Here is a 13,516-nt window from a genome sequence, read left to right on the forward strand (position 1 = left end):
GATGGTTCCGGGCAGCCACCCGGACCGATCGCGGCAGATATGGGGTGATGAAGGAGCCGGGCGACCCGCAGCAATCCGTTGTGGCTGCTTCCTTCCGGACCTGACCAGGTTGGCGAACGCGAACGTCCACCCGACTCCCGGCCCGCGATATGCCGATCCGCGCAATAAATGGCAAGGGTCAATCCGACATGCTATCGCCGCTGCCATGATACGGACGGGAATCGACACCACCATGACGAGCAGAAGCTTGCGCACCGCGGCCACCGCCATCCTGCTGACCGGGACGATGCCGGGCATGACGCCTTCGGCCATGGCGCAAACACCCGATTTCGGGGACGACAGCAGCGAATGGGCGCGCGATGGCGAATGCGACGACATGCGTTTCATCGGCGCCGGCATGGCGGCCGTCCTCAATGACGAGGATCGCGGCCACGACGCAACCGATTGCCGCGTCGCGTTCGAGCAGACGCGCGTGACCATGCGCAGCGAGGAATTGCAGCAGCGCGTCGTCGATGCACGGCGAATCGCGTGGGGCGACGACGAAGGGGCGTTCGCCAATGACGGCGAATGCGACGACATGCGTTTCGAAGGCGAAGCGATGACGACGACCGTATTGCGCGTCGAGGATGTGCAGCACGATGCCGGCGATTGCCGCACCGCGTATCAGGACGGGCGCATCACGCTCAAGCAATAAGGCCGGCGGGGCGCGAACCCGGCGGACCGGTCAGCGAAAATTATCGGCGTAGGCCTGCAGCTTGAGCCGGCGCGGCGGGGTCGGCACGATATGCACCGCGATCCCGTATTTGTCGGCATAAGCCTTCGCCGCGTCGCAGTCGGGAAACTGCAACTGCACCTGTGCCTGCGTATCGCCGGACCCGGCCCAGCCCATCAGCGGGTCGGGCTTCTTCGCCTCCGACGCTTCGAATTCGAGGATCCAGTCGCTGGAACGCGCACGCCCCGACTGCATGGCGTTTTTCGGACGCTGATAGATTCGTGCTGCCATAATGCCCTTGCGATGCCCCGTGCCGACGCCGAAATCAAGCGCGGGATCGGCCCCGCCCTTCAAAAGCATTGCGGGTTTTCAGGCTGGCCTCCTCCTCCCACGGCCGTTCGGGCCAGCGGTGGCGGGGATAGCGCCCCTTCATCTCGCGCCGCACATCGGCCCAGCTCCCGCGCCAGAATGCGGGAAGGTCACGCGTCGCCTGGATCGGACGGCCCGCGGGCGAGGTCAGTTGCAGGAGCAGCGCACGCGGCGGGCTGCCGAATTCGGGATGACGGTCCAGTCCGAACAAAGCCTGCACCCGCAATTCGACCTGCGGGCCGCCTTCCGCTTCGTAATCGATGGCGTGGCTCGTCCCGGCGGGCGAGGTGAAGTTCGCCGGCGCCACCCGGTCGAGCGTCTGCTGCGCCGGCCAGTCGAGCCGCGCGCGCAGGGCATCGTGCAACCCACGCGGGTCGAGCGCGTCGAAACTGCGCTTGCCCGCAAGCAGCGGCGTGAGCCATGCGTCCGCCTCGGCGCGCAAAGTCTCGTCCGACAGCGTGTCGAGCCCTGCAAATCGCGCGCGCGCCAGCAAGCCATGCGCCGCGCGGCCCAATGGCAGCAATTGCAGCCCGTCCCGCGCCACGCGCGCCACCATCATGGCCGCGATCGCCTCCGCATCGGGCTCCGGGTCCGGCCCTTCGGCCAGCACGATCCGGCCCATCCGGCGTTGCAGCCGCGCCTCCGCCCGCCCCTCGTTCCAGCGCAGCGTGCGGCGCCGCTCGATCCGGTTCGCCAGCCAGCGCTCGACATCCTCCGCCTCGATCTCGGCCGCCGCCATGATGCGCGCCCCGCCCGCGTGCCCCTGCGCCGCGCCGACCGCCAGCCATTCCGCCCGCGCCAGCGTCGAAAGCGGGTCGAGCCGCAACCCTCGCCCGCCGGCGGTCAGCCAGTCCTCGCCATTCGTACCCCGCGCCCGCGCGACCCGGTCGGGAAAGGCATGGGCGAGCAGGATGCCCGGCGGCGGGACATCGCCCGTCTCCGCCCGGTCCGTCCCGGCAAGGCTTTCGGCCTTGCGCGCCCATCGGGCGGCGAGCTTGCGGCTGGCATCGGCACGCCCGCCCCGCGCGGCGTTCCACCGCGACAGCCGCGCGGCCAGATCCTCACCCCCGCCGCCGAGATTGCGTTCCTGCAACAAAAGCGCGATCCGCGCCGCCGTTTCCGCCACGCCGTGCCGCGCCCCGAACAGCACCATCGCCGCAAGCGCAGGCTCGATCCCCATCCGGTCGAGATCCGCACCCCGCGCCGTCAGCCGCCCCTCGGCATCCAGCGCACCCAGCGCCTCCAGCCTGTCCCGCGCGGCGCGCAGTGCAGCGGCGGGCGGCGGGTCGAGCCAGCGCAATTCGTCCGCCCCGCTCCCCCACCGCGTCAGCGACAGCAGCAGCGGCGCCAGATCCGCCGTCGCGATTTCGGGCGGATCATAGGGCTGAAACCCGCCTTCGGCCGCGGCCTCCCACATGCGATAGCAGGTGCCGGAGCGCTGTCGTGCGGCGCGGCCCGCCCGCTGCGCAATGGCGGCGCGGCTCGCGCGCACGGTGACGAGCCGGGTCAGCCCCGCCTCGACATCGAATTCCGGACGCCGCGACAGACCCGCATCGACAACCACCGAAACCCCGTCGAGCGTGAGCGAGGTTTCCGCGATTGCCGTGGCCAAGACGATCCGCCGCCGCCCGCCATCGTCGCGGCGCAAGGCGCGGCGCTGCTCCGCCGGCTCCACCTGCCCGTGGAGCGGCAGGACGAGCGCGCCCGGCAGCGCCGCCGTCACCGTGTCCATCGCGCGCTCGATCTCTCGTACCCCCGGCAGGAATACGAGAAGATCGCGGTCCGCCTTCGTCTCGCTCCACGCCCGGCGCACGGCGCCCGCCACCTGGTCCTCCAGCCGCAATTCCGCCCGCGTACCGATATGCTCGATGGTGAGGGGGTGGATCTTGCCCTCGCTCTCGATCACCGGGGCGCCGCCCATCGTCTGCGCGAACCGCGCGCCGTCGATCGTCGCCGACATCACCAACAGACGCAGATCGGGCCGCAGCACCGCCTGCGTCTCCAGCGCAAGGGCGAGGCCGAGGTCGCTATCGAGATGGCGTTCGTGCGCCTCGTCGAACAGGACCGCGGACACGCCGGAGAGTTCGGGATCCGCGGCGATGCGATTGACGAAAATCGCCTCCGTCATCACCGTGATGCGGGTGAGAGCCGATGTCCGGCTGTCCATGCGGGAAAGATAGCCGACCGTCGCGCCGGCCCGTTCGCCCAGCGTTTCGGCCATGCGTTCGGCGGCGGCACGCGCGGCGACGCGGCGCGGGCTGAGCAAAAGGATTTCGCCGTCGCACCACGGCTCATGCAGCAGGGCCGGGGCAACCGCCGTCGTCTTGCCCGCGCCCGGCGGCGCGATCAGCACGGCGCCCGCCCCCTCGCGCAGCGCGGCGGCAAGGTCGGGCAGGACGGCATTTATGGGGAGCGGCGCGCTCTCCATCGCGGGGTCAATAGCGGCGGGCCACCGCGAATTGCACCGCCTCCATCATCGCGGCGCGCGCCTCGTTCGCGGGAAAGCCCGATATGGCATCGATGGCGCGATTCGCGAAATGGCGTGCCCGTTCGCGCGTGTCCGTCACCGCATCATATTTCGCGATAAGCGCGATCGCATGGGCAAGATCCTCGTCCGAGTTCCGCTTGCCCCGGATCGCGTCCTGCCAGAAGGCGCGCTCCTTCGCATCGCCGCGCGCATAGGCGAGGATGACCGGGAGCGTCATCTTTCCATCGCGGAAATCGTCGCCCTTGTCCTTGCCGGATCTGCCGACTTCGGAATCGTAATCGATCGCATCGTCGGCCAATTGAAACGCAATGCCGAGATTGCGGCCATAATCGTCGAGCGCTTCCTCCACCTTCGGATCGCGTTCGGCCACGACGGCGGCAATGCGGCAGGCGGCGGCGAACAGCGCGGCGGTCTTTGCGCCGACGATGTGGAGATAGCGTTCCTCGCCCGTTTCCACCTTGCGCTGCGCGGTGAGCTGATCGACCTCGCCCTCGGCGATGACCGCGCTCGCGCCCGACAGGATCTTCAGCACCTTGAGGCTGCCGTCCTCGACCATCAATTCGAAGCTGCGCGAAAACAGGAAATCCCCGACCAGCACGGCGGCAGGGTTGCCGAACACGATATTGGCCGCGTCTTTGCCGCGGCGCATGTCCGATTTGTCGACGACATCATCGTGCAGCAGCGTCGCGGTGTGGATGAATTCCACCGCCGCGGCGAGCTTGTGATGGCGCACGCCTTCATATTCGAGGAGTGCCGCACTGGCGAGGGTCAGCATCGGGCGCATACGCTTGCCCCCACCCGCGATGAGGTGACCGGCCAAAGCGGGAATCAGCGGGATTTTCGACTGCATCCGGTCGAGGATGATGCGGTTCACCCCGCTCATCCCATCGGCGGTCAGCGCCAGAATCGGAGACAGCGACGGTTCGCCGGGGGTCAATTTGTGCACTGTTGCGCTCACGCAGCGTCGTTTGGGGGCGATAGCGCGCCAAAGCAAGAGACAAGTTGGGGATATCCCGACGAATCGCGCCGGAACGGTGGCGCCCCGCGACCGGGCATCGCCGCAATGCGCTTGCCAGCGGGCAGGGGCTTGGTAAGACGCGAGCCATGACCGGATCGAAACAGACATCGAAACAGGCGCAGACCGAGGGCAGCCGCTCGCCGACGGACGTCTTGTCCGCCTACCGCCGCAGCATCGACAATATCGACGCAGCGCTCGTGCACATGCTGGCCGAACGGTTCCGCATCACGCAGGCCGTCGGCGAGTTCAAGGCGAAGGCCGAATTGCCCCCCGCCGACCCCGCGCGCGAGGAAAAGCAGATCGCCCGCCTGCGGGCGCTGGCCGAAGACGCCGATCTCGACCCGGAATTCAGCGAGAAATTCCTGCGCTTCATCATCGACGAGGTCATCCGCCATCATCAGCAGGCCCGCGGCGAATAATCGGCGCAAGCCTTCGTCCGTGCGCCTTATCCCGCGCGCGGCAGGGCCAGCCGGACCAGCAGCCCGCCCAGGTCCTCGCTTTCCTCGAGCGCGACCTCACCGCCATAGATTTCGACCACGTCGCGCACGATCGCAAGGCCGAGACCCGTGCCCGGCTTGTTCGTGTCGAGCCGGGCGCCCCGGTCGAATATGCGGATACGCTCGGGATCGGGGATGCCCATGCCGTCATCCTCGATCCAGATTTCGCACAATTCGCCATCGGGCACCGCATCGACCGTGACGAACACGCTGCCCCCGCCGTATTTGGCGGCGTTCTCGACCAGATTGCCGAGCAATTCGTCGAGATCCTGCCGTTCCAGCGCGACCATGGCGGTATCGGCGCCATCGATGTCGAACCGCACGTCGGGGTAGAGCCGGCCGACCGCCCGCTCCACCGCGTCCGCCGCGCCGCGCACGTCGGCGCGCGCAAGCCCGCTGACCCTGCGGCCGGTAGGGCGCGGGCGCGGGCGAGATGGTGGTCGACCTGCCGGCGCATGATCGCGGCCTCGCGCTTGACCACCTCGTCGAGATCGGGCGCGCGGGCGGCGGCGGCATTGTTCACGACCGTGAGAGGCGTTTTCAGCGCATGGGCGAGATTGCCGGCATGGGTGCGCGCCTCCTCGGCCTGCCGCTGCGAATGGGCGAGCAGGGCATTCAATTCGTCCACCATCGGCTGCACCTCGAGCGGGAGCGGTTCCTCCACCCGCGGCACGCCGGTCACGCGGATGCGGTGGATGGCGCGCCGGATCCCGCGCAGGGGCGACAGGCCGAGCCATGTCTGCAACGCGGCCATCACGATCAGGCCAAAGCCCAGCACGACGAAGCTGTAGATGAGGATCGAGCGCACCCGCCCGATCTGCGCATTCAGCTCGCCGCGCGATGCTGCCACGGTGAACCACCATGTCGTATCGCTTCCGGGAAGGATGATGGGCCGCTGTATCACGCGCAGCGGTTCATTTTCGAACGTGGCGGAATCGAAGATCACAGGGTCCATGCTGTCGGTCTCGCGCACCGGCAATTGCCTGTCCCACAAAGATCGCGACAGATAATCCTCGTGCCCCTCGCCCACGATCTGCCAGTAGAGGCCGCTCCCCGGCTCCAGGAAACGCTGATCCCCCAAAGGCCGCGAAAACCATACCGCATCGTCCGGCCCGATTTCGGCCGACGCGACCATCGCGGTCAGGATATATTCGAGCTGCTCGTCGAAACTGCGCGTGACATAGGAATTGAGCGTCCGGTCGAGCGCCACCCCGCCCGCCAGCAACAGGATCGAGATCCACGCCAGCGCGATCAGCATCATGCGCCGCGACAGCGATCCCGTGTGCGCCCGCGGGAGGCGCGCACGCGTATCGGTCAGGGCCGTGGACGCATCGCCCGACGGCCCGTCGACGCGATCCTTCGCGCCCTTACCCGCGCGGAGCGTCGGCGGGATCGTCGAGACTGTAGCCAAGGCCACGGATCGTGGTGATGACATCCGCGCCCAGCTTCTTCCGAATACGGGTCACGAACACTTCGATGGTATTGGAATCGCGGTCGAAATCCTGATCGTAGATATGTTCGATCAATTCGGTGCGGCTGACGACCTTGCCCTTGTGATGCATGAGATAGGACAGCAGCTTGTACTCCTGCGCGGTGAGTTTCACCGGCTCCCCGTCGAGCGTGACCCGGCCCGAGCGCGTGTCCAGCCGCACATTGCCGGCAATCAGCTCGCTCGTCGCATTGCCGGTCGAACGGCGGATGAGCGCGCGCAACCGGGCGATCAGCTCCTCTGTCTGAAACGGCTTGGCGAGGTAGTCGTCGGCGCCGGCATCGAGCCCGGCCACCTTGTCGGACCAGCTGTCGCGCGCGGTGAGCACGAGCACGGGAAAGGTCTTGCCCTCCTTGCGCCACATGCCCAGCACGGTCAGCCCGTCGATCTCGGGCAGGCCGAGGTCGAGGATGACCGCGTCATATTCCTCCGTCGAGCCCATGAAATGCCCGTCTTCGCCATCGACCGACAGATCCACGGCATAGCCCGTCTGCTCGAGCGTGGTCTTCAATTGCTGACCAAGAGTGGGTTCGTCCTCGACGATCAGGATACGCATGCATGTTCCCCGTTCATGCCCCCGCGAAAGGCGGGCGGTTCGTGACATGAACAGATGAAAGAGCGGAAAGGTCCGGTCAAGCGCATTGCACCGTCGGATCGCACCCCCGGAACCCGCCGGGTTCAGCGCATGATATTGACGATATTCCCGGTGCGCGCATCAACATCGACGAACACCACGCGCCCGTTGCGAATGAATTTCAGGCGATAGGTATTGGCCGAAAATTCATCCATGCCGAGATAATCCATCCCCTTCATCCGCGGCAGGACCCGCGATTCGATTTCGCGCAGGGTGTGCACGTTGCCGGCCCGCAATTCGCGGCGGGCCTCGCCCTGACCGTCGCGCTTGCCCTGCTCCGCATGGGCGGGGACGGCAAGCGAAAGGCATGACACGGCGACCAGCACGGCGGCCACGGGCGCGCGCATGGCGAAGCGGGGACGATGGGGTGTGCGAATTGTCATGGTGGTCGCCGTGTTAGTATCAAGCCATTGAACGCAATCTGAATATTGCCGCGTCCGCGTTGCGCCCGCCCCTTATCGCGTCATTTCATATTTCAGGGTCAGCATGACCACCGTGCCCACCTGCCCCGGTTTTACAGGGCTGCTGGCGCCCTCCCGGCGGCTTGCCGTGACCACGATCATGTCCCGTTGCATCGGGCGGTTCTCGCTCACCGCTTCCTCGACCGAAAGCAGGCGCACGCCGGTATAGCTTACGGCCATCCGTGCAAGTTCGGTCGCCTGCGTCATCCCGCGCTGAAACGCAGCACGGCGGGCCTGCGCCTGGGCGCTCTTCGGGTCGATGAGACCGAAATCCGGGCCGGAAAGATTGGTCGCACCCGCCTCGACCAGAGCGTCGAGCACCGCGCCGACACGCTCCATGTCGCGAAGCTCGATCCGCACGTTATTGGTCGCGTCATAGCCCAGGAACTGCGGCACGTCGTCGTTCCGGTAATCATACCGGGGGTTGAGCGAGATGCCCGTCGTCTGAATCCGGTCGTCCGGAATGCCGAGCGCTGCGATCCGCTCGACCACGGCGGTCATCTTGCGCGCGTTTTCCTGCATCGCCTGGCTGGCGGTGGGTGCGCGGGTGGTGACGCCCGCGCCGACGGTCGCCATGTCGGGATCGGCAAGCACCGTCTCGCTCACGCCGAGTTCGACGACGGGGCCGCTGGCCTGCATCTGAACCTCGGCCGCATGGGCGGAGATCGTGCCGCCGGACAGGGCGGCAACGGCCATTGCGGGCGCGGCGAACAGGAATACGGGTTTGCGCATGAGCATCATTCTCCAAAATACGGACGGTTCGATATCATGAAATCGTTCCGTGACTCGATGATGATAGCATGATCACCGCTTGCGCAAGATGAACGGCGCGATTAGCTGCAAGCCCATGGCACAGGCACCGATTTTGAGCTGGGAGGGCCTCGGCCTGCAACAAGGGGGCGGCTGGCTGTTCGGCGGTCCCGGCACGGGCGATGGCGATGGCGGGCTCGACCTGCACGTGCTCCCGCGCGACCGGCTCGCGCTGATCGGGCGGAACGGCGCGGGCAAGACCACGCTGCTCAAGCTCATCGCCGGCGAGATCGAAGCAGACCGCGGCAAGCGCACGATACAGCCCGGCACGCGCGTCGTCATGCTGGAGCAGGAACCCGATTTCACCGGTTGCGCAACCCTCATGGATTATGCGCTGGGCGGAGACGAAGCGCCGCAGCGCCACGAGGTGGAGGCCATCGCCGGCCAGCTCGGCATCGATATGGAGCGCGACGCCAATAGCGCGAGCGGCGGTGAAAAGCGCCGCGCCGCCATTGCCCGCGCGCTGGCGATGGATCCGGATCTGCTGCTTCTGGACGAGCCGACCAACCATCTCGACCTCGCCGCGATCGACTGGCTGGAAGACTGGCTCAACCGCTACAAGGGCGCGTTCGTCACGATCAGCCACGACCGTACCTTCCTCACCCGCCTGACCCGCGCGACATGGTGGCTCGATCGCAAGAGCCTGCGCCGCAACGAGGTCGGTTTCGGCGGGTACGAGGCGTGGGAGGAAAAGGTTTACGCCGACGAGGCGCGCGCGGCGCAAAGGCTGGACGCGCGGCTCAAGATCGAGGCGCACTGGCTCGAACGCGGGGTCACCGCCCGGCGCAAGCGCAATCAGGGCCGCCTCGAAAAGCTGCACCAGATGCGCGCCACCCGCGCTGCCATGGTGCAGCCGCAGGGGCAGGCGAAGCTCGCCATCGTGGCCGACGGAACGAAGACGAAGGCGGTCATCACCGCCGAAAACGTCTCCAAATCCTACGGCGACCGCACGATCATCCGTGATTTCGATCTGAGGATTCAGCGCGGCGACCGCATCGGCATCGTCGGTTCCAACGGCGCGGGGAAGACCACGCTGCTCAAAATGCTGACGGGTGAAATTGCGCCCGATACCGGCACCGTCACGCTGGCGAAAACGCTGTCGGGCGTGATGATCGATCAGCAGCGCAGCCTGTTGTCCGATGAAAAGCGCCTGCGCGATGTGCTGGCCGAGGGGGGCGACTGGATCGACGTGCGGGGGGTGCGCAAGCATATTCAGGGCTATCTGAAGGAATTCCTGTTCGACCCCGGCCTTGCCGATGCGAAGGTCGGCACGCTGTCGGGCGGCGAACGTTCGCGCCTGGTGCTGGCCCGCGAATTCGCGCGCACGTCGAACCTGCTCGTGCTCGACGAACCGACCAACGATCTCGATCTCGAAACGCTCGATTTGTTGCAGGAGGTCATCGCCGATTACGACGGGACCGTGCTCATCGTCAGCCACGATCGCGATTTCCTCGACCGGACGGTGAACCTCACGCTCGGCCTCGACGGCAGCGGTACGGTGGATATCGTCGTCGGCGGCTATGCTGACTGGGAAGCCAAGCGCGAGGATCGCACCCGGCAGGCCAAGGCCGCGAAACCCGCCGCCCCGCCGCCGCCGCCCCCGCCGCAGCGCAAGACCAAGCTGTCCTACAAGGATCAGCGCGACTACGAATTGCTGCCGGAGCGGATCGAGGCGCTCGAGGCGGCGATGGCCAAGGACGAGGCCGCGCTCGCCGATCCCGATCTCTATAGCAGCGACCCGGACCGTTTCGCCGTCCTGACCGCCGCGCTCGACAAAAAGCGCGAGGAAAAGGACGCGGCCTAGGAACGCTGGCTCGAACTCGCCGAGGAGGTCGAGGCGCTGGGCTGAGGTTTCAGCCCGGTATCCGGTAATAGCCCGCCACCCGGTCGAGCGCGAGTTTCAGCACCAGCTTCCCGCTGCGCGCGGGCCAGGCCAGCGCCTTCTCCGCATCGGGAAGCGTTTCGCCCGCACACACCACGCGCCACAGCACATCGGCGAGCCCAGGCCCGGCGGCCGCGGTCGCCTCGTCAAAGCGGCGCCTCGCCGACATCTGCTTTTCCGTGGGGTCAGGCCGGCATCGCCGCTCCCCTTGATCCGCACCGGGTCCCAGCTCATCGTGACGGAGGGGGCGAGCTGCGCCCGCTCGTAATCGGCGCGCAGCCTCTCGCCCGCATCGAATTGCCGTTCGTCGAGATGGCCGCGCGAATGCAGCCAGGCGACCGGCGATCTGCGCAGGTTAACCGTCACCCCGCGCGCCTTGCGCCCAACACCGCCGGTCCGGCGCGGCCCCTCGCTGGTCAATTCGCGATCTGCATATTCGCCTGCCATGTCTTGTCTCCCTTGCGTTCGGCGGGAGCGGAATGGACCCGGTTCAATGCTGTAGGAAAATAAAACCTGTGCGGTTCGTCGTCATGGTGGTAGTCACCCGGCATGATCAATCGCATCCGCGCCATACGCAAGCAGCAGGGCCTGACCCTGGCCGACCTCGCCGAGCGTTGCGATCCGCCCACCACGCCGCAGACCGTCGGCCGGCTCGAAACCGGAATGCGCACGCTATCCATCGACTGGCTCAATCGCATTGCCGCCGCGCTCAGGGTGGAGCCGCAGACCCTGCTCACGAGCGAGGCGCGCGAAGCGACGATGGTCGTGGCGCGCCTGTCCGACAGCGGCGCCGAACCGCTGTCCTCCCCGCGGGAGGCGATCGCGCCGGCATCGCTCCTGGGCGAGGCGAAGCTGACCGTGATGGAGGTATCGGCCAGCGCCGGGGAATATCGCGCCGGCGATCAGCTCTGGCTGCGCGCGATGGAGGATGCGGAAACGCCGCGTGCGATCAATCGCGACGTGCTGGTCCCGCGTCCCGGCGGGCGATTCGTGTTCGGCCGGATGATCGACCGCGATGCGCAATCGGTCGCCATCCTGCCCACCGGCGCCGGACAGAGGCAGACGGTCGTGACCAATCCCGCATGGGTGGCGGTCGCCGTCATGCTGGTCCGTAAATTGTGAAACGCGCGGGCGCCGCACTGGTGCTCACGCTATGGCAGGGCGGTGCCGGCGCGGCATTTGCGCAGAATGCGCCCGCCGATATCGACGCCATGCTCGCCCGGCAGAAGGTGATGGCGCTCCCGCCCGCCCCCACCCCGTGCAGGCCGTCAAGCGGCGATGAAATCGTCGTCTGCGCCCCCGTTGTCCGGGATGAGCGTGTCGCGTCCTACACCACGCGCAACCCGACATCGCCCGAGGCGCGCAACCTCGGTGTTCCGGATGTGGTCGATGTTGACGGCATGCCGCCCTGCCTCGCATTCTGCGTGACCTCGAAATTCGGATATGCCCCGCCGCCCGTGTATATCGTGGATTTCGGCGCCCTGCCCGATGCGCCGCCGGGATCGGACGCGGACCGCATCGCCCGCGGCGAGATGCGCGCCGACTGACCGGACCCAAACCGGTCCATGCCCGTTCCCAATGGCGAAGGAGACGGACCGATTTTCGAACCGAACGACTGGATCAGCGACTGGCCCCGCCTTGCCGAGGTGGCGCTGGGCGGTGTGTTCTTCTTCATCGGCATCGTCGCCTTCGTCCGCATATTGGGCAAGCGGACCACGGGACAGATGAACAATTTCGACTGGATCATCACGGTCACTGTCGGCGCGCTGGCGGCGTCCGGCATATTGAGCCGGGATATCTCCTTTGCCGATGCCGTGCTGGGCATCGTCGTGCTGGGCCTCATGCAATATGCGACGACCTTGCTCGTGCTGCGCGGCGGGATTGTCTCGAAACTGGCCGAGGCGTCACCGACGCTGCTGCTGCACAAGGGCCGCGTGCTGGAGGACGCGATGCGCCGGACGCGCATTTCGCCCGAAGAGCTGCGCGGTGCCCTGCGTCAGAAGGGGATCACCCGGTTCGAGGATGCCAACTGGGTCATCCTCGAAACCAATGGCGTGCTCAGCGTCATCACGAAATGCGACATGACCATCGACGAGGCCGAGACACTCGCCGATGTCCGCGCGCCGGACGAACTGCCCGGCCCGCGCTGACCCGCCTTTGAGCGCTTAGCCTTCGCCCCGGACGATGCGTTCCTGACGGTCGGTTGGGCTTTCCTTCGGCACGAAGCTGTTGGAATCGACCTTCAGCCAGATGAGGATCGGCGCCGCCATGTAGATCGAGGAATAGGTGCCCACGAAAATACCCAGCGCAATCGCTGCCGCGAAACCGAAGGTCGCCTGCGGCCCGAGAATGAGCAACGCCGCCAGCACGGTCAGCGTCGTCAGCGAGGTAACCACCGTGCGCGACAGCGTTTCATTGACCGACAGATCGAGCAGTTCCTCCATCGGCATCCGGCGATATTTCTTCAGATTTTCACGGATGCGGTCATACACCACGATCGTATCGTTCAGCGAATAGCCGATGATGGCGAGGATCGCCGCCACGATATTGAGGTCGAATTCCAGCTGCGTAATCGCGAAGAATCCCATGGTGAGCGATACGTCGTGGATCAGCGCGAAAAGCGCGCCCACGCCGAACTGCCACTCAAACCGGACCCAGATATAGATGGCGATCGCCACCATCGCGGCGAGCAGCGCATACATGCCGGTGGAGAACAGCTCCTCCGACACCTTGCCCGACACCGAATCGACGCCGTCGATCCGGACGTCGGGATGCTCCGTCTCTATGGCGCGGGTGATGTCCTGCGTCATGCGGTCGGCGAGCGTGGTGGAATCGGGGCCGGTCCCTTCGGGCAGGCGCATGCGGATCGACACCTCGTTCGGCTGTCCGAAACGCTGGATCACCGGGTCGCCATAGCCGAGCCCGCCGATGCTGCGTCGCAGTTCCGCGACCGGCGCCTCCGCCGTTTCGGTGAAGGTCGCGCGGATCATCTGCCCGCCGACGAAATCGACGCCGAGGTTGAGCCCGTTCGTCGCCACCAGCGCCCAGCTCGCCGCCATCAGCAGCAGCGAGATGATGTAGAACGGCACGCGCAACCGCAGGAAGCGGATATTCGTATTGTCGGGAACGAGTTTGAGCAGTTTCATGGCACGTCCC

General features: G+C 66.7%; 13 protein-coding genes, 1 other RNA gene and 2 pseudogenes. 6 read left to right on the plus strand and 10 right to left on the minus strand.

The genetic code is table 11. The features are described from left to right. Positions 1 to 46 precede the first annotated feature (46 nt). Positions 47 to 141, minus strand: an RNA gene (gene ffs, locus JD971_RS02305) — signal recognition particle sRNA small type. A 64-nt stretch (positions 142 to 205) separates the two neighbouring features. Between ffs and JD971_RS02310 the strand changes: the two genes are divergently transcribed. Further along, the gene (locus JD971_RS02310) at positions 206 to 694 is read left to right on the plus strand and encodes a hypothetical protein (RefSeq protein ID WP_202085665.1); all 489 of its coding nucleotides are present in this window, start codon (positions 206 to 208) and stop codon (positions 692 to 694) included. Positions 695 to 724: 30 nt separating this feature from the next. Here the strand turns inward: JD971_RS02310 and JD971_RS02315 are convergent, their stop codons facing one another. Genes JD971_RS02315 through JD971_RS02325 form a run of 3 tightly spaced genes read right to left on the minus strand, consistent with a single transcriptional unit; the run spans position 725 to position 4,527 of the window. Further along, the gene (locus tag JD971_RS02315; protein ID WP_202085667.1) at positions 725 to 1,003 is read right to left on the minus strand and encodes an ETC complex I subunit; all 279 of its coding nucleotides are present in this window, start codon (positions 1,001 to 1,003) and stop codon (positions 725 to 727) included. Positions 1,004 to 1,037: 34 nt separating this feature from the next. After that, on the minus strand, positions 1,038 to 3,509 hold the full coding sequence (gene hrpB, locus JD971_RS02320; protein ID WP_202085669.1) for an ATP-dependent helicase HrpB: 2,472 nt from the start codon (positions 3,507 to 3,509) through the stop codon (positions 1,038 to 1,040). 7 nt (positions 3,510 to 3,516) lie between these two features. Then, positions 3,517 to 4,527 (minus strand): polyprenyl synthetase family protein, encoded by a 1,011-nt coding sequence (locus tag JD971_RS02325; RefSeq protein WP_236672226.1) that lies wholly within the window; start codon positions 4,525 to 4,527, stop codon positions 3,517 to 3,519. Between the two features lie 146 nt (positions 4,528 to 4,673). Between JD971_RS02325 and JD971_RS02330 the strand changes: the two genes are divergently transcribed. Next, complete coding sequence (locus JD971_RS02330; protein WP_202085671.1) at positions 4,674 to 5,006, plus strand: chorismate mutase; 333 nt, start codon at positions 4,674 to 4,676, stop codon at positions 5,004 to 5,006. 26 nt (positions 5,007 to 5,032) lie between these two features. Here JD971_RS02330 and JD971_RS02335 read toward each other — a convergent pair. From JD971_RS02335 to JD971_RS02350, 4 genes and pseudogenes are all read right to left on the minus strand, one after another. After that, positions 5,033 to 6,345: pseudogene (locus JD971_RS02335) on the minus strand (ATP-binding protein). Between the two features lie 106 nt (positions 6,346 to 6,451). Then, entirely contained in the window at positions 6,452 to 7,129 is a 678-nt protein-coding gene (locus JD971_RS02340) for a response regulator transcription factor (protein WP_202085673.1), read from the minus strand. A gap of 122 nt (positions 7,130 to 7,251) precedes the next feature. Beyond that, a complete protein-coding gene (locus JD971_RS02345; protein WP_236672227.1) occupies positions 7,252 to 7,590 on the minus strand; it encodes a PepSY domain-containing protein in 339 nt (112 codons plus the stop codon). A gap of 72 nt (positions 7,591 to 7,662) precedes the next feature. Beyond that, on the minus strand, positions 7,663 to 8,400 hold the full coding sequence (locus JD971_RS02350; protein ID WP_202085675.1) for an SIMPL domain-containing protein: 738 nt from the start codon (positions 8,398 to 8,400) through the stop codon (positions 7,663 to 7,665). Between the two features lie 115 nt (positions 8,401 to 8,515). On the opposite strand from JD971_RS02350, the gene JD971_RS02355 reads away from it, so the two are divergent. Beyond that, a complete protein-coding gene (locus JD971_RS02355) occupies positions 8,516 to 10,282 on the plus strand; it encodes an ABC-F family ATP-binding cassette domain-containing protein (protein WP_202085677.1) in 1,767 nt (588 codons plus the stop codon). Between the two features lie 49 nt (positions 10,283 to 10,331). Here the strand turns inward: JD971_RS02355 and JD971_RS17020 are convergent. Then, positions 10,332 to 10,807, minus strand: a pseudogene (locus tag JD971_RS17020) (DUF6456 domain-containing protein). 102 nt (positions 10,808 to 10,909) lie between these two features. Here JD971_RS17020 and JD971_RS02365 point away from each other — a divergent pair. From JD971_RS02365 to JD971_RS02375, 3 genes are read left to right on the plus strand one after another with little or no spacing between them, the layout of a single operon-like run. Beyond that, entirely contained in the window at positions 10,910 to 11,482 is a 573-nt protein-coding gene (locus tag JD971_RS02365) for a helix-turn-helix domain-containing protein (RefSeq protein ID WP_202085679.1), read from the plus strand. Further along, the gene (locus JD971_RS02370) at positions 11,479 to 11,907 is read left to right on the plus strand and encodes a hypothetical protein (RefSeq protein ID WP_202085681.1); all 429 of its coding nucleotides are present in this window, start codon (positions 11,479 to 11,481) and stop codon (positions 11,905 to 11,907) included. Before JD971_RS02365 ends, JD971_RS02370 begins: the two co-directional genes overlap by 4 nt. A gap of 18 nt (positions 11,908 to 11,925) precedes the next feature. Further along, complete coding sequence (locus JD971_RS02375; RefSeq protein ID WP_202085684.1) at positions 11,926 to 12,510, plus strand: DUF421 domain-containing protein; 585 nt, start codon at positions 11,926 to 11,928, stop codon at positions 12,508 to 12,510. A 15-nt stretch (positions 12,511 to 12,525) separates the two neighbouring features. Here JD971_RS02375 and secF read toward each other — a convergent pair whose 3' ends face one another. After that, the gene (gene secF / locus JD971_RS02380) at positions 12,526 to 13,506 is read right to left on the minus strand and encodes a protein translocase subunit SecF (protein ID WP_202085686.1); all 981 of its coding nucleotides are present in this window, start codon (positions 13,504 to 13,506) and stop codon (positions 12,526 to 12,528) included. Between the last annotated feature and the right edge of the window lie 10 nt (positions 13,507 to 13,516).

It is taken from the genome of Croceicoccus sp. YJ47, from assembly GCF_016745095.1.
Taxonomy (GTDB): domain Bacteria; phylum Pseudomonadota; class Alphaproteobacteria; order Sphingomonadales; family Sphingomonadaceae; genus Croceicoccus.

Bases quoted from the DNA above. Each gene is read 5' to 3' on its own strand.
- JD971_RS02365 (WP_202085679.1), top strand. From the start codon at position 10,910: ATGATCAATCGCATCCGCGCCATACGCAAGCAGCAGGGCCTGACCCTG.
- JD971_RS02310 (WP_202085665.1), top strand. From the start codon at position 206: ATGATACGGACGGGAATCGACACCACCATGACGAGCAGAAGCTTGCGC.
- JD971_RS02350 (WP_202085675.1), bottom strand. From the start codon at position 8,400: ATGCGCAAACCCGTATTCCTGTTCGCCGCGCCCGCAATGGCCGTTGCC.
- JD971_RS02315 (WP_202085667.1), bottom strand. From the start codon at position 1,003: ATGGCAGCACGAATCTATCAGCGTCCGAAAAACGCCATGCAGTCGGGG.
- JD971_RS02330 (WP_202085671.1), top strand. From the start codon at position 4,674: ATGACCGGATCGAAACAGACATCGAAACAGGCGCAGACCGAGGGCAGC.
- JD971_RS02340 (WP_202085673.1), bottom strand. From the start codon at position 7,129: ATGCGTATCCTGATCGTCGAGGACGAACCCACTCTTGGTCAGCAATTG.
- JD971_RS02375 (WP_202085684.1), top strand. From the start codon at position 11,926: ATGCCCGTTCCCAATGGCGAAGGAGACGGACCGATTTTCGAACCGAAC.
- JD971_RS02355 (WP_202085677.1), top strand. From the start codon at position 8,516: ATGGCACAGGCACCGATTTTGAGCTGGGAGGGCCTCGGCCTGCAACAA.
- secF (WP_202085686.1), bottom strand. From the start codon at position 13,506: ATGAAACTGCTCAAACTCGTTCCCGACAATACGAATATCCGCTTCCTG.
- hrpB (WP_202085669.1), bottom strand. From the start codon at position 3,509: ATGGAGAGCGCGCCGCTCCCCATAAATGCCGTCCTGCCCGACCTTGCC.
- JD971_RS02345 (WP_236672227.1), bottom strand. From the start codon at position 7,590: ATGACAATTCGCACACCCCATCGTCCCCGCTTCGCCATGCGCGCGCCC.